At 70.3% G+C, this 19,363-nt stretch carries 14 protein-coding genes; 9 read left to right on the top strand and 5 right to left on the bottom strand.

Features of this window, described 5'->3' with window-relative positions; translation table 11 throughout:
• The first annotated feature begins 15 nt into the window (after nucleotides 1–15).
• A complete protein-coding gene (locus JGU66_11565) occupies nucleotides 16–1,104 on the top strand; it encodes an aromatic ring-hydroxylating dioxygenase subunit alpha (protein MBJ6761404.1) in 1,089 nt (362 codons plus the stop codon).
• An 11-nt stretch (nucleotides 1,105–1,115) separates the two neighbouring features.
• Here the strand turns inward: JGU66_11565 and JGU66_11560 are convergent, their stop codons facing one another.
• Nucleotides 1,116–2,480: a C4-dicarboxylate ABC transporter substrate-binding protein gene (locus JGU66_11560; protein ID MBJ6761403.1), complete on the bottom strand. Its 1,365-nt coding sequence runs from the start codon at nucleotides 2,478–2,480 to the stop codon at nucleotides 1,116–1,118.
• A gap of 98 nt (nucleotides 2,481–2,578) precedes the next feature.
• Nucleotides 2,579–2,986: a hypothetical protein gene (locus JGU66_11555; protein MBJ6761402.1), complete on the bottom strand. Its 408-nt coding sequence runs from the start codon at nucleotides 2,984–2,986 to the stop codon at nucleotides 2,579–2,581.
• 157 nt (nucleotides 2,987–3,143) lie between these two features.
• Between JGU66_11555 and JGU66_11550 the strand changes: the two genes are divergently transcribed.
• Nucleotides 3,144–3,974, top strand: coding sequence for a helix-turn-helix transcriptional regulator (locus tag JGU66_11550; protein ID MBJ6761401.1), 831 nt, complete (start codon nucleotides 3,144–3,146; stop codon nucleotides 3,972–3,974).
• 16 nt (nucleotides 3,975–3,990) lie between these two features.
• Here JGU66_11550 and JGU66_11545 read toward each other — a convergent pair whose 3' ends face one another.
• The gene (locus JGU66_11545; protein ID MBJ6761400.1) at nucleotides 3,991–4,956 is read right to left on the bottom strand and encodes a cysteine synthase family protein; all 966 of its coding nucleotides are present in this window, start codon (nucleotides 4,954–4,956) and stop codon (nucleotides 3,991–3,993) included.
• A gap of 168 nt (nucleotides 4,957–5,124) precedes the next feature.
• On the opposite strand from JGU66_11545, the gene JGU66_11540 reads away from it, so the two are divergent.
• From JGU66_11540 to JGU66_11530, 3 genes are all read left to right on the top strand, one after another.
• Nucleotides 5,125–6,285 carry a hypothetical protein gene (locus JGU66_11540; protein MBJ6761399.1) on the top strand — a complete coding sequence of 387 codons (1,161 nt, stop codon included), beginning with the start codon at nucleotides 5,125–5,127 and terminating at the stop codon, nucleotides 6,283–6,285.
• A 173-nt stretch (nucleotides 6,286–6,458) separates the two neighbouring features.
• Entirely contained in the window at nucleotides 6,459–10,808 is a 4,350-nt protein-coding gene (locus JGU66_11535) for a DEAD/DEAH box helicase (GenBank protein ID MBJ6761398.1), read from the top strand.
• A 169-nt stretch (nucleotides 10,809–10,977) separates the two neighbouring features.
• Nucleotides 10,978–12,339, top strand: a complete 1,362-nt coding sequence (locus JGU66_11530; GenBank protein MBJ6761397.1) for an ammonium transporter — start codon at nucleotides 10,978–10,980, stop codon at nucleotides 12,337–12,339.
• Between the two features lie 27 nt (nucleotides 12,340–12,366).
• Here the strand turns inward: JGU66_11530 and JGU66_11525 are convergent, their stop codons facing one another.
• On the bottom strand, nucleotides 12,367–13,395 hold the full coding sequence (locus JGU66_11525; protein ID MBJ6761396.1) for an NAD(P)-dependent alcohol dehydrogenase: 1,029 nt from the start codon (nucleotides 13,393–13,395) through the stop codon (nucleotides 12,367–12,369).
• A gap of 159 nt (nucleotides 13,396–13,554) precedes the next feature.
• Here JGU66_11525 and JGU66_11520 point away from each other — a divergent pair, with 159 nt between their 5' ends.
• The gene (locus JGU66_11520) at nucleotides 13,555–14,478 is read left to right on the top strand and encodes a LysR family transcriptional regulator (GenBank protein ID MBJ6761395.1); all 924 of its coding nucleotides are present in this window, start codon (nucleotides 13,555–13,557) and stop codon (nucleotides 14,476–14,478) included.
• Between the two features lie 61 nt (nucleotides 14,479–14,539).
• Here the strand turns inward: JGU66_11520 and JGU66_11515 are convergent, their stop codons facing one another.
• On the bottom strand, nucleotides 14,540–15,103 hold the full coding sequence (locus JGU66_11515) for a DUF420 domain-containing protein (GenBank protein MBJ6761394.1): 564 nt from the start codon (nucleotides 15,101–15,103) through the stop codon (nucleotides 14,540–14,542).
• Between the two features lie 158 nt (nucleotides 15,104–15,261).
• On the opposite strand from JGU66_11515, the gene JGU66_11510 reads away from it, so the two are divergent.
• The 3 genes from JGU66_11510 to JGU66_11500 are packed head-to-tail and all read left to right on the top strand — an operon-like array spanning nucleotide 15,262 to nucleotide 19,359.
• The gene (locus JGU66_11510; GenBank protein MBJ6761393.1) at nucleotides 15,262–17,277 is read left to right on the top strand and encodes a DUF1585 domain-containing protein; all 2,016 of its coding nucleotides are present in this window, start codon (nucleotides 15,262–15,264) and stop codon (nucleotides 17,275–17,277) included.
• Nucleotides 17,277–17,939, top strand: coding sequence for a hypothetical protein (locus JGU66_11505; protein MBJ6761392.1), 663 nt, complete (start codon nucleotides 17,277–17,279; stop codon nucleotides 17,937–17,939). The genes JGU66_11510 and JGU66_11505 overlap by 1 nt, the downstream gene beginning before the upstream one ends.
• Before the next feature lie 19 nt (nucleotides 17,940–17,958).
• Nucleotides 17,959–19,359 carry a DUF1501 domain-containing protein gene (locus JGU66_11500; GenBank protein MBJ6761391.1) on the top strand — a complete coding sequence of 467 codons (1,401 nt, stop codon included), beginning with the start codon at nucleotides 17,959–17,961 and terminating at the stop codon, nucleotides 19,357–19,359.
• Nucleotides 19,360–19,363 lie beyond the last annotated feature (4 nt).

The following is a 19,363-nucleotide window of genomic DNA, read 5'->3' as shown; positions in this document are numbered from 1 at the left end:
CATTAGACTGGCGGCATGAACGCTCGCGAGGAGTCGCGAACCCCTGCCGCCCCCGCGGGCCATGTCTCGGTCGTCCGCCTGCCGAATTCGTGGTTCATCCTCTGCGCGTCACGGGAGCTGGGTCGCAAGCCCGTGGCGCGCACGCTGCAAGGCACGCCGCTCGTCCTCTTCCGCGACGAGACGGGCAAGCCCGCCGCGCTGTTGGACCGCTGCCCTCACCGCAACGTGCCGCTGTCCCTGGGGCAGGTGCGGGACGGGCAGCTCCAGTGCGGCTATCACGGGTGGAAGTTCGACCGGGAGGGCCAGTGCCGCGCCATCCCGGGGTTCCTCGGTGAGCCCGCCGCGAAGTCGCGCTGCGCGGCCTCGTACGCCACCCGCGAGCAGGACGGCTTCATCTGGGTCTACTCCACGCCCGGCGTCGAGCCGACCTCCGAGCCCTTCCGCTTCCCGCTGCTGGACGCCGCGGACTACACCACGGTGCGCCGCGTGCTGCGCGCGCCGGGCACGCTGCACGCGGTGCTGGAGAACACGCTGGATGTTCCGCACACCGCCTACCTGCACGGCGGCCTCTTTCGCACCGAGGCGAAGCGCAACGACATCGACGTCGTCGTGCGCCGGAGCGCGGACCGGGTGGAGGCGGAGTACGTGGGCGAGCCGCGCCCGACGGGACTGGTGGGCCGGGTGCTCGCGCCCGGAGGCGGCGTGGTGCAGCACTTCGACCGCTTCCTGCTGCCGTCCATCGCGCAGGTGGAGTACCGAATCGGCGAGGGCAGCCACATCCTCGTCACCTCCGCGATGACGCCGGTGTCCGACTACGACACGCAGGTGTACGCGGTGGCCACGTTCCGGTTGCCGCTGCCCCGGCTGCTCTTGCGCGCGGTGCTGCCGCTCGCCGTGCCGGTGGCGCTGCACATCTTCCGGCAGGACGTGCGCATCTTGGAGGAGCAGCTCAAGACGATTCAGCGCTTCGGCACGGAGACGTACGCGTCCACGGAGATTGATGTGCTGGGGCCCAGCATCCTGCGCCTGCTGCGCTCCGCGGAGCGCGAGAAGACCGCGCCCCTGGATGCCGTGCACGAGACGCGGCTGCGCATGCGCACCTAGCCCGGAGTCCGTCAGCTCAACGCGGAGACCGCGGGGTCGATGCTCTCCGAGGGCGCGTCCGTCAGTCGGCGGGTGATGCGGCGGCGCACCACGTCGATGTGCTCGCGGAAGAAGTAGAGGTTCTCCGCGTAGGCGATGGGCATGGGGATGCGGTTCACCTCGCGCTCGGCCTCGTCGAGTCGCGCGAGCATCCCTTCCAGCATGGGGCGGCCGGGGTTCTCCTCGAGCTGAATCTCGATCTCCTTGAGTCGCGCGTACCACTTGAAGATGCGCGAGCGCACGCGCCACAGGAGGAACGCGGGCACGGCCTTGCCCAGCGGCACCACCACCGCGATGAAGGGCACCAACATCACCCACAGCCGATCCACCAGGTTCGCGGCCCAGAAGGGCAGGTGACGCTGGAGCAGCGGGACACCGGACTCGTAGTAGCGCCGCGCCTCGCTGCCGAGCACGAGCCCCGCTTCACGCGGTGACGGGAACTCACCAGCCCGGTCCAGCAGGCCGGAGCCGCCGTGGACCTCGCTCGCGGCGCGCAGGAGCAGGTACTTGAGCGCCGGGTGCAGGCGGTCCGTCACCACCAGGTTCGCGGTGGGCGCCACGAGCGTCACGTCCTTCGCTGGAACGTCCCGGGCCAGGTCGAAGACGCCGCGCGGGAGCACGAGCTTCGACAGGTACGGGTAGCGACGCACATAGGCCTCGGCGCGCACGAAGTCGAGCAGGCGCACGCCGGGGATCGCCGCGAGCTTCTGGATGGCCGGCGACTCGGCGGGAGAGACGAGGAACACCGCGTCCACCTGTCCGGCCTTGAGCTGCTCGATGGCCTCGGCGCGCTCGTACGGGAGCAGCTCGGTGGCGGGGGACGCGTCCGCGCCGTTGGCCTTCAAGAGGGTGAGCGCCAGGGCCCGCGTGCCGCTCTCCTCGGGGCCCACGGCGATGCGCCGGCCCTGGAGTCCGCGCAGGTCCTCCACGCTCTCGCCTCGGTAGAACACCCAGAGGGGCACATAGGCCACGCTGCCCAGCGACAGCACGTGGCTGACCTTGTCGATGCCGGGCGTGCCGCTCTGCACGAAGGCCACGTCGGCGCCCGGAGTGTCCGAGTTGAGCAGCGCGAGGTTCTCGGCGGAGCCCTTCGTGGCGCGCAGCTCCAGGGTGACGCCGTGTCGCGCGAGGAACTCTTGATAGCGGCGCGCGTAGTACTTGAAGCCGCCTTCGTCGGGCGCCACCGCGAGCACGAGCTTCATGGGGGGCGCGGGCTGGACGAAATAGAAGGTGCCGGCGAACGCCGCGGCGACGAGCAGCAGCGCGGGGGCGAGCGTGAGCCACAGTTCGCGCCAGGCCGCGCGCCGGGTGCGTCCCGAGAGGGAGTCCTTCTTCATGGTGGGCGCGGACTATAGCGCCGGTGTCCTGCGCGCCTGTCCTGCCCCGAGGGGCCGCCCGGTTGCCCTTCACGGGGCCGGGCGGCGCACCCCGGAGGTCAGGCCACGCTGGAGCGCTGCGCGCGACGGAGCCCCGCGACTTCCAGGCCCACGAACACCGCGACCACCAGGCCCTGGCCCACCACGAAGACCGTGCCCAGCGCGGTGGCCTGCACCCAGCCGCTCAAGGGGAGCAGCAGGCTGTCCACCACCCACATCGCGTTGCAGCCGATGAGGAGCCAGGCGAGTCCCGCCGGGATGTTCTGCCGCATCCCCACCACGGCGAGGATGGCGCCGAAGGGGATGAGCGCGAGGCCGGTCCAGCGCAGCAACTCCACGGGCAGGCCGAGCAAGGAGGTGAGCATCCCGGCGCCCGCGGCGAGCATCACGCCCATGGCGCTCGTGGCGACGGCGTCGAGGATGAAGGCCTTGCGCAGCGGGGACTGGGAGTTGGCGACGGTGTCCATGCTCTGCTCCTGGGTGAGGGCGGCGTGCGGTGCCGCCCGGTGAGTGAGTCGCAAAGTAGAGAGGTCGCTCGAGGCCCGCGATGACGCGCGAGGTAATTGCCGGGGGGGGTGCGCATCCGGTGGATTGGCGCGTGGCCCCTGCTTATGGTGAGCGGCCATGGCACCCCGGAGTCGTCCTGTCGGAGAGCTGCTGCGCAAGTGGCGCCAGCAGCGGGGCATCAGTCAGATGGAGCTGGCCCTGCGCGCGGAAGTCTCCACGCGGCACATCAGCTTCATGGAGACGGGGCGCTCGATTCCCAGCCGGGAGATGATTCTCCACCTGGCCGAGGAGCTGGAGATTCCGCTGCGCGACCGCAACGGCCTGCTGGTGGCCGCCGGCCATGCGCCTACTTACGTAGAGCGGCAGTTGGATGACCCCGCGCTGCGCGCCGCGCGCGAGGCCGTGGACATGGTGCTCTCGGGACACGAGCCCTATCCGGCCCTCGCGGTGGATCGCCACTGGACGCTCGTCTCCGCGAACGGGGCCATCGCGCCGCTGCTCGTGGGCGTGGACCCTGCGCTGCTCCAGCCGCCGGTGAACGTGCTGCGGCTGAGCCTGCATCCGCGAGGACTCGCCCCGCGCATCGTCAACCTGGCGCAGTGGCGCGGACACCTGCTGGCGCGGCTGCACCGTCAGGTGGAGATGTCGACCGACAGCACGCTGTCGAACCTGCTGGAGGAACTCAAGGCGCTGCCCGCGCCCGCGGGCGGGTCGTCCATGCACGAGTCCCCGGACGTGGGCGTGGTGGTGCCGCTGCGGCTCGACACGGAAGCGGGTCAGCTCTCGCTGTTCAGCACCATCACCGTGTTCGGCACGGCCAACGACATCACGCTGTCGGAGCTGGCCATCGAGTCCTTCTTCCCAGCGGACGCGGCGACGGCGGAGGCCCTGCGGCGGTTGGGGCAGAGCGGCGCGCGGCCGGGCTCCTCGGACGAAGCCCGGCCGTAGCCGTGAGACGGGACTGCTAGGCCACGCCCTTGGCGGGCGCGGGCTTCGGCTGGATGAGCTCGGTGGAGAAGTAGCGCTCCATGCGGTCCGGGAACACCGTCACCACCTGCGCGCTGGGCCCCAGGCGCCTGGCGGCCTCGACGGCGGCCGCGTAGTTGAGGCCCGAGGACGGGCCCACGGGGAAGCCTCGGCGGATGAGCGCGCGCGCGGTGCCCATGGCCACGTCGTCGGAGATGTCCAGCTCCACGGTGCCCGGCATGTCGGCCTCGCGGTACAGCCGCGACAGGCCGTCCACCACGCCCGGCACGCGCGAGCTGAAGCTGCAGCACTCGATGTCGCAGCCGAGGCCCGCCACGGGCCGCGCGACGAACGCCGTCACCGGACAGCCGGCCTCCGCGAACGCCTGATACAGGCCCACCACGGTGCCGCCGGTGCCCACGCCGCTCACCACGCCGTGCACGAGCCCGCCCGGCACCTGCGCGAGAATCTCCTGCCCCGTCCACACGCGGTGCGCCTCGGCGTTGTCGGGGTTCTCGAACTGGCGCGGCGCATAGGCGCCGTGCTCCTTCGCGAAGGACTCGGCGCGGGCGATGGCGCCACGGATGCCCTCGGCGCGCGGGACGAGCAGCACGTCACCGCCATACGCGCGGATGGTCAGGAGGCGCTCGTCCGTCACGCCCTCGGGCATGACCGCGGTGAAGCTGCAGCCCATCTGCGCGCTGGCCAGCGCCAGGGCGATGCTCGTCGAGCCGCTGGAGGCCTCCACCACCTTGCCGCCCGGGCACAGCTCACCCAGGCGCCAGGCCTTCTCCAGCATGTACCGCGCGATGCGGTCCTTGGTGGAGCCGCTGGGGTTGAGGAACTCGAGCTTGCACCAGATGGTGGGTCCATCCGCGTCCAGCTTCACAGGGACGAGCGGCGTGGGACCGACGGACTGGAGGAAACGTCCATCCGCGGGGAGCGGGCGACAGGGAGCGCGCATGGCCTCCTCCCTATCGCGAAACGCGCCGATGGGGGAGCGGCGCGTGTCACCCACTGCCTCCCACTGACCCCCCGCCTCCTCGGCGAGCGGCCACGTTTCCCGAGCGTCCGGGACTTGGCACCTGGGGAGCCCTGACGCTACGAAGGGGGCACTTCCCGGACGCCTCGCATGATGCCTTCGCCCCCGGTCATCCTTCACGTCAACGACGACCCCGCGAGCCGCGCCAGCACCGCACGTCTCCTCGAGCGCGCGGGCTTCGAGGTCCTCGCCTCGGATGTCCACGGAGAGTCCCTGACGCGGCTGGCCGTGGACGTGGACCTCGTGCTCGTGGAGACGCGGGCCCCTCGGTCCGAGGCGCGGGAGACGTGCCAGGGCTTGCGGCGAGCATCGCGCACGCACGGCGCCTGGGTGCTGTGGGTGGGTGACGCGGAGGCGCCATCCGGTGCCGAGCCCGCGGGCTCGGAGTGGGGCCCGGACTGTTGGCGGCTGGCCCCGGTGGACGCGGGCGGATTGCTGTCGCAGGTGACGCTGCTGCTGCGCCTGCGCCGCGCCGAGCGTGAGGCCCGCGAGCTGTCCGAGCAGGTGAGCCACCAGCAACACCTGCTGGAGCTGGCCATGGTCGCGCCGCCGACTCGCGAGAGCGGCGCCGAGGAGTTCCTGGAGCAGTTCCTCGGGATGCTGGGGCACGACCTGCGCAACCCGCTCAACGCGCTGTCCATGTCCGCGCAGCAGCTTCAGCGACGCGGCACGCTGGACGAGCGACAGGCGATGTTGACAGGCCGCATCCTCTCGAGCGCCGGTCGCATGGACCGGATGATTCGTCAGCTCCTCGACTTCGCGCGTGCGCGACTGGGCGGTGGCATGCCGGTGCTGCGCGAGCGCTGCGACCTCTTCGAGGTGGTGCGCTGCACGGTGGAAGCGCTGCGAGCGAGCCACCCGGACCGGGCCGTCGAGCTGGAGCTGCAAGGGGATGGGCGCGGCGCGTGGGACGCGGACCGACTGGAGCAGGTCATCACGCACCTGGTCGCGAACGCGCTGCGCTACAGCCCCGTCGAGAGTCGGGTGCGCGTCCTCGCGGAGGGCAAGGACTCCGAGGCGGTGCTGTGCGTGCACAACCAAGGGCCGGGCATCGCGCCCATGGACCTGCCGCGACTCTTCGGCGTGTGGCGGCAGGCGGGGCGAGCGCCGCGTGAGAAGGGCGCGCCCACGGGGCTGGGCGTGGGGCTCTACATCACGCGGCAGATCATCACCGCGCACGGGGGTTCGGTGGAGGTGGCCTCCAGCGCGGACTCGGGCACGACCTTCACCGTGCACCTGCCGCGCAACTGAGGCGGGCAAGGAGCCGGGCCCTGGGGCGCACGAGAGTCGTGCGGTGGATGGCCTGGCCGAGTGTTGTTCCAGAAGGGATGCGCGGGCCTTCGTGGGCTGTCCGGACAGGTCGCGTCCGCGCGCGTTGACGGCGGCCTGTACCTGTGTTCAGGCTGAGACGGGAGAGCGCTGCCATGTCCCCGCAGATTCACCTCGACTTCGCGGCCGAGTACGCGGCTCACCCCGCGCTGGCCGCATTCCATCCGGTGGTTCGTCGCTGGTTCGCCTCGCGGTTGGGCGAGCCCAGTCGTCCCCAGGTGGAGGGCTGGCCGCTCATCCAGGCGGGCCATGACGTCCTCGTCGCCGCGCCCACCGGCAGCGGCAAGACGCTGGCGGCCTTCCTCGCCGCGCTGGACTCGCTGTTCCGACTGGCGCTGGAGGGCACGCTGCCGGACTGCACGCAGGTCCTGTACGTGTCCCCGCTCAAGGCGCTGGGCAATGACGTGCAGAAGAACCTGCTCCAGCCGCTCGAGGAGCTGATGGCGCTGGCTCGCGCGGAGGGCTTCTCACCCCAGCCGCTCCGGGTGCAGGTGCGCAGCGGTGACACGCCCGCCGCCGAGCGCGCGCAGATGGTGCGCCGCCCGCCGCACATCCTCATCACCACGCCCGAGTCGTTCTATCTCTACCTCACCGCCGAGCGCGCCCGCGCCACCCTGCGCTCCGTGCGCACGGTCATCGTGGACGAAATCCACGCGCTGGCGCGGGACAAGCGCGGCAGTCACTTCACGTTGTCGCTGGAGCGACTCAAGGCGCTCACGGACGTGAGGCCGCAGCTCATCGGTCTGTCCGCCACGCAGAAGCCGCTGGATGCCATCGCCGGGTTCCTCACCGGCGCCACGCATCGCGACTGCAAGCGGGTGGAGGTAGGCCACCTGCGCCCGTGGGAGCTGCGGGTGGAGATTCCCGACGCGGAGCTGTCCTCCGTGGCGAGCCATGAGATGTGGGGTCAGGTCTATGACCGCATCCTCCAGCTCATCGGCGAGCACCGCACCACGCTCATCTTCGTGAACACGCGCAAGATGTCCGAGCGCGTGGCGCACGACCTGGGCGAGCGCCTGGGCCAGGAACTGGTGGCCGCGCACCACGGCAGCATGTCGCGCGAGATGCGGCTCGTCGCCGAGGAGAAGCTGAAGGAGGGCCGCCTGCGCTGCATGGTGGCCACCGCCTCGCTCGAACTTGGCATCGACGTGGGCAACGTGGACCTCGTGGTGCAGTTGGGCAGCACGAAGGCCATCTCGGTGTTGTTGCAGCGAGTGGGCCGTGCGGGCCACCACAAGGCCGGCATCTCCAAGGGCGTACTCTTCGCGATGACCCGCGACGAGCTGGTGGAGTGCGTCGCGCTGCTCAACGCCGTGCGCGAGGGGGACCTGGACCGGGTCATCATCCCCGAGAAACCGATGGACGTGCTGGCGCAGCAGATTGTCGCCGCATGCGCTTGCGAGGAGTGGGACGAGCGCGCGCTCTTCAGCATCCTTCAGCGCGCCTACCCGTACCGCGACCTCACGTGGGAGGAGTACCAGCAGGTGCTGGAGATGCTCTCCGAGGGCGTGGCCGAGCGCCGCGGTCGAGGCGGCATCCACCTGCACCGCGACCGGGTGAACCAGCGGCTCAAGGGGCGGCGAGGCGTGCGCATCACCGCGCTCACCAACGGCGGCGCCATCCCGGACACCTTCACCTTCACGGTGACGGCGGAGCCCGAGGGCAAGGTGGTGGGCACGCTGGACGAGGACTTCGCGGTGGAGTCCTCGGCGGGAGACATCTTCCTCTTGGGCAGCACCGCGTGGCGCGTGCAGCGCGTGCTGGGCAGCACGGTGGTGGTGGAGGACGCGCATGGCGCTCCGCCCAACGTGCCCTTCTGGCGCGGCGAGGCGCCCGGACGCACCGACGAGCTGAGCCTCCAGGTGGGCCGCCTGCGCACCGAGTTGCTCGCGCGCGAGGACGCGGCGGGCTTCCTGGAGAAGGAGCTGAAGGTGCCGCCGCCCGCGGTGGACGCGCTGCTGGGCTACCTGCGCCTGGGGAAGAAGATGCTCGGCGATGTGGTGCCCAGCAACACCACCGTCGTGGCCGAGCGCTTCTTCGATGAAGCGGGCGGCATGCAGCTCATCATCCACGCGCCCTTCGGCAGTCGCATCAACCGCGCGTGGGGCATGGCGCTGCGCAAGCGCTTCTGCCGCTCGTTCGACTTCGAGCTTCAGGCCGCGGCCACCGAGGACGGCATCCTGCTGTCCCTGGGCGAGCAGCACTCGTTCCCGCTGGCGGACATCTTCGACTTCCTCCACCCGGACCACGTGGAGGAGGTGCTGGTGCAGGCCATCCTCCAGTCGCCGCTGTTCGGCACGCGCTTCCGGTGGGTGGCCACGCGGGCGCTGACGCTGAGTCGGATGATGGGCGGCAAGCGCGTGGCGCCGAACATCCAGCGCGCGCGCAGCGAGGACCTGCTCGCCGCGGTGTTCCCCGCGCAGGTGGGGTGCCAGGACAACCACGGCGGAGGCGACATCGAGCTGCCCGACCATCCGCTGGTGAACCAGGCGATGGCGGACTGTCTGCGCGAGGCCATGGACATCGAGGGGCTCCGCGAGGTGCTGCGGCGCATGAAGGACGGCTCTGTCCAGCTCGTCGCGCGCGATGTGCCGGAGCCCAGCGTGTTCGCGCACGCGCTCATCAACAGCCAGCCCTACACCTTTCTGGATGACGCGCCCGCCGAGGAGCGCCGCGTGCGCAACGTGGCCCTGCGCCGCGCGCTGCCCGCCGAGGACGCCGCCGCCTTCGGAGCGCTCGACGCGGACGCCATCGCGCAAGTGGTGGAGGACGCGGCGCCGCCCATGCGCGACGAGGACGAGCTGCACGACGCGCTCTTGCAGCTCGTGCTGGTGCGAGCCTCGGAAGTGCCGCGCGGCATGGAGGTTCCGCTCTTCGCGCAGGGGCGCGTGGCGTGGTTGGAGCTGCCGGCCGCGCGCTTCCTCGTGACGGCCGAGCGAGGCAACGCGGTGCGCGCCCTCTTCCCGTCCGCGTCGACGCAGCCACCGCTCCCGGTGCTGGAGTACGACCGGCCCGTGGAGCGCGAGGCGGCCGTGCTCCAGGTGGTGCGCGGACGCATGGAGATGCTCGGGCCCACCACCGTGGAGGAGCTGGCCCGGCTGACGATGCTGGACCCGTCCGATGTGGACGCGGCGCTGCACCAGTTGGAGAGCCAGGGCTCGGTGCTGCGCGGCCAGTTCCGCCCCCGCGACACCGCGTCCGAGTCACCGCCGCTGGAGTGGTGTGACCGTCGCCTGCTGCAGCGCATCCACCGCATGACGGTGGGGCGCCTGCGCCGGGAGATCGAGCCGCTCAGCGCGCAGGACTTCATGCGCTTCCTCTTTCGCTGGCACCACCTGGAGGACGTGGACGCGCTGCGGGGCTCCACGGGCCTGCTCAAGGCCGTGCGACTGTTGCAAGGCTACGAAGCGCCGGCCTCCGCGTGGGAGCGCTTCCTGCTTCCCGCGCGCATGCGTGGCTACACGCCCGACCTCATGGAGCGCGCGTGCTACGCGGGCGAGGTCGCCTGGGGACGCGTCACGCTGAAGGATCCCCCGAAGCCGCCGGGGCCGCGTCGAGGCGCGGCCGTGCCTCCGCCGGAGCCCGAGCCGGTGCGCACCTCGCGGGCCTCGCCCACGCGCAACGCTCCGCTCACGTTCACCGTGCGCGAGGACCTGGAGTGGATGCTCGCCGCCGCGCGCCCTCACGCGGTGCTGGCGGATGGCGGAGTGTGGCTGCCGCCCGACCTGAGCGCGCCCGCGCGAGACGTGGTGGCCGTGCTGGAGCGCCGAGGCGCGTGCTTCTTCCAGGAGCTGGTGACGCGAGCGCGGCGCCTGCCAGCCGAGGTGGAGGACTCGCTGTGGGAGTTGGTGGCGCGGGGGCTCGTCACGGCGGACGCGGTGCAGAACCTGCGCGTCCTCCAGAGTCCCGCGCACCGCAAGCGGCAGAAGCTGTTGCAGCGCGGCGGCCCGGGGCGCTGGAGCCTGCTCGCTCCGGCCGAGCCGAAGTCCGCGGACGAGGTGATGGACTCACTGGCGCGGTTGTTCCTCCAGCGCTACGGCATCGTGTGGCGCGACCTGGTGATGCGCGAGTCCCTGGCCCCGTCGTGGCGCGAGCTGCTCCGCGTGTATCGCCGGATGGAGGCGCGCGGCGAGCTGCGCGGAGGCCGCTTCGTGGCGGGCTTCGTGGGTGAGCAGTTCGCGCTGCCCGAGGCCGTGGACATGGCGCGAGCGGTGCGCCGGTCTCCGCCCTCGGGCGTGACGGTGAGCCTGTCCGGAGTGGATCCGCTCAACCTCACGGGCGTGGTGACGCCCGGCCCGCGCGTGCCCGCCATGCCCGGCAATGTCGTCACCTACGTGGACGGCCTCCCGAAGGACATCTCCGCCGAGGCGGACGAAGAGACCGATGACGGAGGCCCCGAAGAGGACACCGAAACGGGGGCCACGAACGCATCCCGGATGAACTGAGGCGGCGAGCAAGCCGCCGGGTACACCTGGCTTCGAGCAAGAGGTTGGACAAATGGCCTAGATTCGCTCGGAGATATCCATATTTCCAGATGAATTAGGTCCAACGGATTGAAAATAAGGACATCCATGCGGATGATGCGTTGCGTCGACTCTTGCGAGAGGTGCCGCGATGCGGAAGTGGCTGGTTCTGGCGCTGCTGGTGGGTGTGGGAGTGGCGGGGCTGTTGTGGGTGCCGGCCGAGCAGGTGACGGAAGGCGGTCCGCTCAACGCCGCGGACACGGCGTGGCTGCTCACGGCGACCGCGCTGGTGCTGCTGATGACGCCCGGCCTGTCGTTCTTCTATGGCGGGATGGTCCGGCTGAAGAACGTGGTGTCCACGCTGCTCCAGAGCTTCATCGCCATGGCGGTCATCAGCCTGCTCTGGGTGGTGGTGGGCTTCAGCCTGAGCTTCGGCGCGAGCTTCCACGGCCTCATCGGGGATCCGCGCACCTTCTTCATGTTCAGCGGCGTGGGGACTCGAACGCACCCCGACCTCGCGCCCACGGTGCCGCTCCTGCTGTTCGCGCTCTTCCAGCTCAAGTTCGCCATCATCACGCCCGCGCTGATCACGGGCGCGTTCGCCGAGCGGGTGCGCTTCAAGGCGTACGTGCTCTTCATGGTCCTCTTCAGCCTGTTCATCTACGCGCCCCTGGCGCACTGGACCTGGCACCCGGAGGGCTTCCTGCATCGCTGGGGCGTGCTGGACTTCGCGGGCGGCACGGTGGTGCACATGTCCGCGGGCTTCGCGGCGCTGGCGGGCGCGCTGGTGCTCGGGCGGCGCCAGGGGCACAAGGAGCACGCGACGCACGCTCCCGCCAACCTGCCCTTCGTGATGCTGGGCACGGGCATGCTGTGGTTCGGGTGGTTCGGCTTCAACGCGGGCTCGGCGCTGGCCGCGTCGGGCACGGCGACGCTGGCGTTCGCCACGACGAACACGGCGTCCGCCGCGGCGATGCTCGGATGGATTGCCTTTGACTGGCTGCGCGGACGCAAGCCGGGCGCGCTGGGGGCCTGCGTGGGCGCGGTGGTGGGGCTGGTCGCGGTGACGCCCGCCGCGGGCTACATCACCGTGGGGCAGAGCATCCTGGTGGGGCTGGTGGCCAGCTTCGTGAGCAACGCGGCGGCGAACTTCAAGAGCCGCACCGCCATCGATGACACGCTGGATGTCTTCCCCTGCCACGGCCTGGGCGGCGTGGTGGGCATGGTGCTCACGGGCGTGCTGGCCAAGGACGTGGGCCTGCTCTACGGCGGCACGCGCACGTTCCTCATGCACCTGCTGGGGCTGCTCATCGTCTCGGTGTTCTCGTTCGCGGGCTCGTGGCTGCTCTACAAGTTGGTGGACCGCATCGTCCCGCTGCGCGTCACGCGCGAGGCCGAGGAAGAGGGGCTCGACCTCAGCCAGCACGGCGAGACGGTGGGGGAACTGTCGCCTGGGACATTCACCAGCGCGACGCCTCCCGAGCCCAGCACGTCTGTGCCAGCGCTGGCGTGAGGCGTCGCTCGCTCCTCCGCGTGGGACTCAGTTCCCCACGCGGATGATGACCTTGCCGAAGTGCGCGGCGCTCTCCAGATAGGAAAAGGCCTGGGGCGCGTCCGCGAAGTCGAAGACGCGATCCACCGCCGGGCGGATGCCCGTCAACGACACGAAGTTGCAGAGGTCCTCGGCCATGGCGCGGCTGCCCACGTAGACGCCCGACATGTGCTTGTTGCCAACGATGAGGCTGATGGGCTCCACCGGGGCGCCGCCCGCGCCGCTGACCCGGCCCACGATGGTCAGCCGCCCGCCCATGCGGAGCGAGGCGATGGAGCGGTTGATGGTGTCCTGCCCGCCGACCTCCACCACCATGTCCACGCCCTGGCCCTGGGTGAGCCGGAGCACCTCGTCCTGCCACTCCGGCGTGGTGCGGTAGTTGATGGTTTCATGCGCGCCGAGCGCCCGCGCCCGCGCGAGCTTCTCATCGCTGGACGAGGTGATGATCGTCCGCAGGCCCGCGGCTCGCGCGAGCTGCATGGCCCACACGGACACGCCGCCCGTCCCCAGCATGAGCACGGTGCCGCCTGGCTTCACGTGGCCCTCGACGAAGAGCGCGTTCCAGGCCGTGACGCCCGCGCAGGGCAGGGTGGCGGCCTCGGCGTAGTCCAGGTGCGCGGGCACCGCGTAGAAGGCGCTCTCGGGGAGCACCACGTGCTCGGCCAGCATGCCGTCCGCGTCAAGGCCACCGAGCGGCTCCGAGGTGCGCTGGGCGCTGACGGGGCCATCCACCCAGTGCGGGAAGAACGACGCGGCCACGCGGTCACCCGGCCGGAAGCGCGTCACGTTCGTGCCCACCGCGATGACGTCACCCGCGCCATCCGAGCAGGGGATGGGCGTGGGGACCTTGCCCTTCATCGAGTTGGCCATGCGCGAAATGATGAGGTCGCGGTAGTTGAGGGACACCGCGCGCACGCGCACCAGCACCTCGTGGGGACCGGGAGCGCGGGCCTCGCGCTCGAAGCGCTCGAGGCCAAAGGGGACCTGCGTGTTGGGGGCGATGCGATAGGCCTGCATGGGGGATATCTCCAGAAGAGGGGCTTCAGCGGGAGGCAATCGAGCGCCGCCATCTCGGCGGTGGCCGTGACCCGTGAAGCGAAGATATCGGTGCCGGATTATCCTCAGTGACGTCTTGTGCTACGCACTGTGTAGCCTCAGAGGAACCAATCGACCGCCATGAATGAGCGACTGAGTGGCATCTCCACGTTCGTCCAGGCCGTGGACGCGGGGAGCTTCGCGGAGGCCGCCGAGCGGATGCGGCTGACGCGCTCGGCGGTGGGGAAGACCATCGCGCGGCTGGAGCACCGGCTGGGCGTGCGCCTGTTCCACCGGACCACGCGACGCCAGAGCCTCACCGAGGACGGGCAGGCGTTCTACGAGCGCTGCGTGCGTGCGCTGGGCGAGCTGGATGCGGCCGAGGCCGCGCTCGACTCGGGCCGACGCGAGCCGACCGGGCGTCTGCGCGTCAGCGTGCCGGTGCTGTTCGGACGCCACTGCGTGGCCCCGCTGCTGATGACGCTGGCGAAGCAGTACCCGCGCCTGGAGGTGGAGCTGTCCTTCAACGACCGCGCGGTGGACCTGGTCAACGAGGGGTTCGACCTCGGCGTGCGCGTGGGCAGCCTGCCGGACAGCGCGAGCCTCGCCGCGCGACACCTGGGCACTCAGGCCATGGGCATCTGCGCGTCGCCGGCGTACCTGGCGGCGCATGGGTGGCCCGCCACGCTCGACGCGCTGGCGTCGCACACGGGCATCGTCTACGGCAGCTTCGGCAACGACAAGGGCTGGCACGTGCGCGACACGGAGGGGCGCATCCGCGAGATTCGCATCGCCAGCCGCATCCGCTTCGATGACGTGCAGGCCATCGCCGACGCGGCCATCGCGGGCGCGGGGCTCGCGTGGCTGCCGTGCTGGTTGCTGGGCCGCTACGTGCGCTCCGGGGAGCTGTCGCTGGTGCTGGACGCGGAGCGCGTGGTCTCCGCCGAGATTCACGCCGTCTGGCCCAAGACGCGCTACCTCCCGTCGAAGACCCGCGCCGCCATCGACCTCTTGGCGGCGGAGATTCCCAAGGTGCTGCACCGCCCGGTGACCGCCGACAAGTGACCAACTGCGTGGCCGCGACGCGGTCCGCGCAGGGCACCTCGTCCGCGTTCCGTGCGCGGCGCTACGCGGCTGGCATGCCCCCGCGCAGCATGAAGAACACGAGCACGCCGGTGATGGACACGTAGGTCCAGATGGGGGCGAGCCAGCGCGTCACGTTCCGGTGACGGGCGAAGTCGCGGCGCCACGCGAAGTAGAAGGCCACCAGCGCCATGGGCACCACGGAGATGGACAACAGGACGTGGCTGGCCAGCACGCACAGGTACAGGCCGCGCCAGTCTCCGACGTAGCGGGTATCGCCGTGGACGTAGTGGTAGGCGATGTAGCAGACGAGGAAGAGCGCCGACGCCGCGAAGGCCCCCACCATGAGGTACTGGTGCACCTTCCGCGCGCCCCGCTTGATGGCCACCCAGCCGGCGATGAGGAGCACCGCCGCGGTGGCGTTCAGGCTCGCGTTGACCGCGGGCAGGAACCGCAGGTCCACGCTCCCCCCCACCGCGCCGCCTCGGCGGATGAGCAGGAGCCAACCCAGGAAGGCGAGTGCGACAGCGGAGACCACACCGGTAAAGACGAAGAAAGCGCGGTCGGACACCCGCGGGGGCGTGGAGGCGGAGGCGGCGGTGGACATGGCGCCCTATCTCGCTCGGGCCGCCCAGGGTTGCAACCACGTCGAGTGCGTGGACGCACATGTCGGATGAAGGCGTCGTTTAGGCCTGCTGGATCTTTAACAAGAAAAGCAGGCACAATCTGACGGTTCGCCCCCGATCCCCCCTCTCGGAGGTCCTCGTGCCCTCAGTGCGTTGCCTCGGCCTGCTGGCTGGCGCCGCGATTCTGCTCTCGCTGCCAGCTTCCGCTGAGGACGCGGTCTGCGCTCCTGTTGCGAAGGTTCCGCTGGAGCGTCACCTGCGTCAGCTCTCCCTCGACTTGTTGGGCCGTCCGCCGACCCTGGAGGAATACCAGGTCGTCCAGGCCAAGGGCTCCATCACCGCCGAAGACATCCAGGCGATGATGAAGCAAGAGTCCTTCTACCAGCGGATGCGCACGTATCACCGCGCGCTGCTGCGCTCGAACATCAGCGCGAGCGTCTACGATGCGGGTGACTCGCGCGTTGGCGGCGCGGGTACGGCGACGAGCGCCTACGGCTTCGCGAACAACCCCTCCGCGGGATTGCGCGGCCTCAACGGCGTCACCTGCGACTCGTACATCGCGCAGGACGACTGCAACAAGCTGGGCGCGGACGGCAAGCCGCTGTTCCCCGCGCAGGATCCGCACGCGGAGCCCGCCGTCACGGAGAAGAAGTGCCGCGACGAGAAGGGCGTGCCGCTGCCGGTCAGCTACGACTACGACACCAGCTATTACAAGTGCACGCAGCTCGACGTGACGGACACCACGCTCACGGACTGCACCGTGGCGAAGTCCAAGCCGGACGTGCTGCCGGCCAAGTACCTCTACTTCTGTGACATGCGGCGCATCGCCAACGGCACGCTGCATCCGTTCCTCTGCCTGCCGGACCCGGCGAAGAACACCACCTCCGCGCTGACGGTGGAGCAGACGGACACCGGCGGCAACGTGGTGGCCTTCGCGCACCCGAACCCGGAGACGAACCCGACGCTGGCGCGCTTGGACCGCTGCACGCTGACGCTCAACAAGCGCAACAACGTGAACGGCACCTACGCCCCGCCGCGCGGCTGTCTGGAGCGCGAGGGCTACGTGATGAAGCCCGCGCCTTACTGGGCCACCACCGCGGACCCCGTGAAGGTCTGCGCCATCGAGGCGCAGGAGCGCCCCGCGAACCCGTGGACGCTGGAGTCCTGCGAGACGACCCGCTTCGTCACCGACCGCACCTGCGGCTGCGGCGTGGGCATGCGGCGCTGTGAGGTGACCGCGGTGCACAATGCGCGCGTCGCCGCGTTCAACCAGGAGCCGGAGCGCATCGCGGACTCGGTGCTGCGCCGGGACGAGCCGTACTTCAACATCCTCACCACGCGCCGCTCCTTCATCAACGGCACGCTCGCCGAGTTCTACCGGCAGAAGCAGGGCGTGGGGGTCTTCAGCGTCAACGCGCCCGGCGGTGTGGATGCGCTGCCCGCGCTGGCCTACTCGGACGTGGACACCTGGACGGAGTACACGCGCGACGCGCCGCACTCGGGCATCCTCACCACGCCGGCGTTCCTCTATCGCTTCCCCACCCAGCGCTCGCGCGTCAACGAGTTCTACGACTCGTTCCTCTGCAAGACGTTCTCACCCGCGCAGGATGCCTCGCTGCCTCCGCCCGAGGATGCGTGCAACCGCGAGAACAACCTGGCCAAGCGCTGCGGCTGCAACTACTGCCACGCCACCATCGAGCCCACGGGCGCGCACTGGGGCCGCTACGGTGAGCGCGTCGCGCTGTACCTGCCGCCCGACCAGTTCCCCCGCTACGACCCGAAGTGCCGCGACTGCGCGCTCAACGGCGACACGAGCTGCGGTGGCGAGTGCGCGCAGTACGTGATGCAGGCCTACGACGGCGACGGCGCCAACTCGCTGGGCCTCCTGAAGACGTACCTGTACCGCACCGCGGACGAGGAGAAGAACATCGAGGGCGGCCCGGCGCTGCTGGTGCAGCGGATGATGCAGACGGGCGACCTGGAGCGCTGCGCCGTCAAGCGCATCTGGAACGAGTTCCTTGGCCGGCCCATGACGGCCGAGGAGCAGTCGATGTACCTGGTGCCCTTCTCGCAGGACTTCGCCAAGAGCGGCCACCGCCTCAAGGCGCTCATCGAGCGCGTGGTGATGTCCGACGCCTACCGGAGGATCGACTGATGCGCCGCCTCGTGTTGACCGCGTTGCTCGCGCTCGTCGCGGGCTGCACCCAGGGCTCCGTGGACGCCCCCAAGCCGGTGGACCGTGACGGCCAGCTGGAGCCGGTGAACAACCCCCACGCCCAGGAGCCCGTGCCGCTGCCGGACCCCGAGGCGCAGGGTGGGCACGTGGGCCGCGCGCCCCGCCGCATCACCGTGGCGCAGCTCAAGGAGTCCATCCGCACGGTGGTGGGCCGCGACTGGTCCGAGCTGGAGTCGCGCGCGCAGTCGCTCGGCCGCGCGGACTTCGCGCTCATCGCCAGCGAGAACACCGAGCCCAACCTCGTGTTCGCCAAGTTCCTGGACGACGGCGCGCGCGAGGTCTGCATGCTCCAAGCCGCCGCGGAGCTGAACCAGGTGGATCCGCAGCTCCGGGTGCTCACCCGCTCCATCCCAGGCAAGCTCGATGACCTGCGCAAGCTGACGGACGCGCAGGTGCGCACGCTGCTGGTGGAGCAGTCCACCCGCTTCTGGGGCGCTCCGCTGTCTGGCGACGAGCTGACCCGGTACGTGAACCTGTTCACCCAGGCCGCCGTGCGGGCCGAGACCATCAAGAAGCGAGACCAGGCGCTGGCGGTGGTGTGTATCGCCATGATGACGGACTCGCGGTTCATCACCTACTGACGTCTCCCAGGTGCCTCCGATGAAGAAGACGCCCCCCGACGACTTGCGTCCCGCGCGCCGGACCTTCCTCAAGGCCGCCGCGGGCTTCATGGGCTCCACGCTGCTGGGTGGTGTGCCCTTCCGCGCCTTCGCCCAGGCGACGAACCTGGCGCCCCCGGACCGCTGCTTCGTCTTCGTCTATTTCGCGGGAGGGTGGGATCAGCTCCTCGCCTTCGACCCGCGAGACCCGGACGAGTTCACCCCGGACCGCGTCACGGAGACGCGCATCCTCCCGGGCTACAGCCTGCTGTCCACGGACACGCGCTTCCAGACGAAGCCCATCATCCCCGCCGAGAAGCCGGGCGTGGGCCGCAGCAACATCACCTTCGGTCCCGCGGTGGGCCGGCTGGCGGACCACTACGACCTGATGACCGTGGTGCGCGGCATCAACATGACCACGCTCGGTCACGAGGTGGGCTACCGCTACTTCCTCACGGGCAAGCAGCCCAACGGCAGCGCGGCGCGCGGCTCGTCCACGGCGACGGAGATCGTGGGGCAGATGAAGCCCACGGTGCCCATCGCCTCCATCGCGTACAACATCGAGTCGTACAACGACCGGTACGCGGGCTACGCCAACGCGCTGCGCGTCAGCGGCCTCAACGACCTGGTGCTCACGCTGTCGCCCAGCACGCGCCAGCTCGACAGCGATATCGAGAAGCAGCTCGTCGACTTCAACGGCCAGCCCATCTCGTGCGAGGAGGCCGCCTACGGCGCGCGCGGCGTGGGCACCACGTACGAGAACAGCCGCGGCCAGATGAGCGCGGTCATGGCCAACAAGCTGAGTGACGCGTTCAAGTTCCAGAACGCCACCGAGGCCGGCGGCCTGCTGGACTTCTACGGCCTGCGCAACCAGGCCTTCCCGTTCAACAGCGCGGCGGGGCGCGCGGCCACCGTGGCCACGGCGCTGAAGAAGGGCATCAGCCAGTGCGTGTCCATCAACCTGACGGGCGGCCTGGACACCCACTTCGGCACGCAGCTCACGCACGCGAGCAACCTGCGCGTGGGCTTCGACGCGCTGGCGCTCCTGGTGGATGACCTCCGGCGAAGCACGCACCCGAGTGGTGGCAACTTCATGGACCACACCACCATCATGGTGTTCAGCGAGTTCGCCCGTACGCCGCTCATCAACAGCCAGGGCGGTCGCGACCACCACCTGTGCAGCAGCTGCATGCTCATGGGCGCGGGCGTGAAGCACAACTACGTGTTCGGCCGCAGCGGCGACATTGGCATGGCGCCCGGCACGTTCGACCTGCGCACTGGCGCCGCCGACCCCAGCGGCACGAACATCTTCCCCGAGCACGTCATCGCCACGGTGCTGGCCTCGGCGAAGCTGGACTACAGCATCACCCGCGTGGACCCCTTGCGTCCCATCCTCGCCTGACCGA

The sequence above is a fragment of the Myxococcaceae bacterium JPH2 genome, assembly GCA_016458225.1.
Taxonomy (GTDB): domain Bacteria; phylum Myxococcota; class Myxococcia; order Myxococcales; family Myxococcaceae; genus Citreicoccus.
This window is presented reverse-complemented; position numbering and strand designations above follow the sequence as displayed.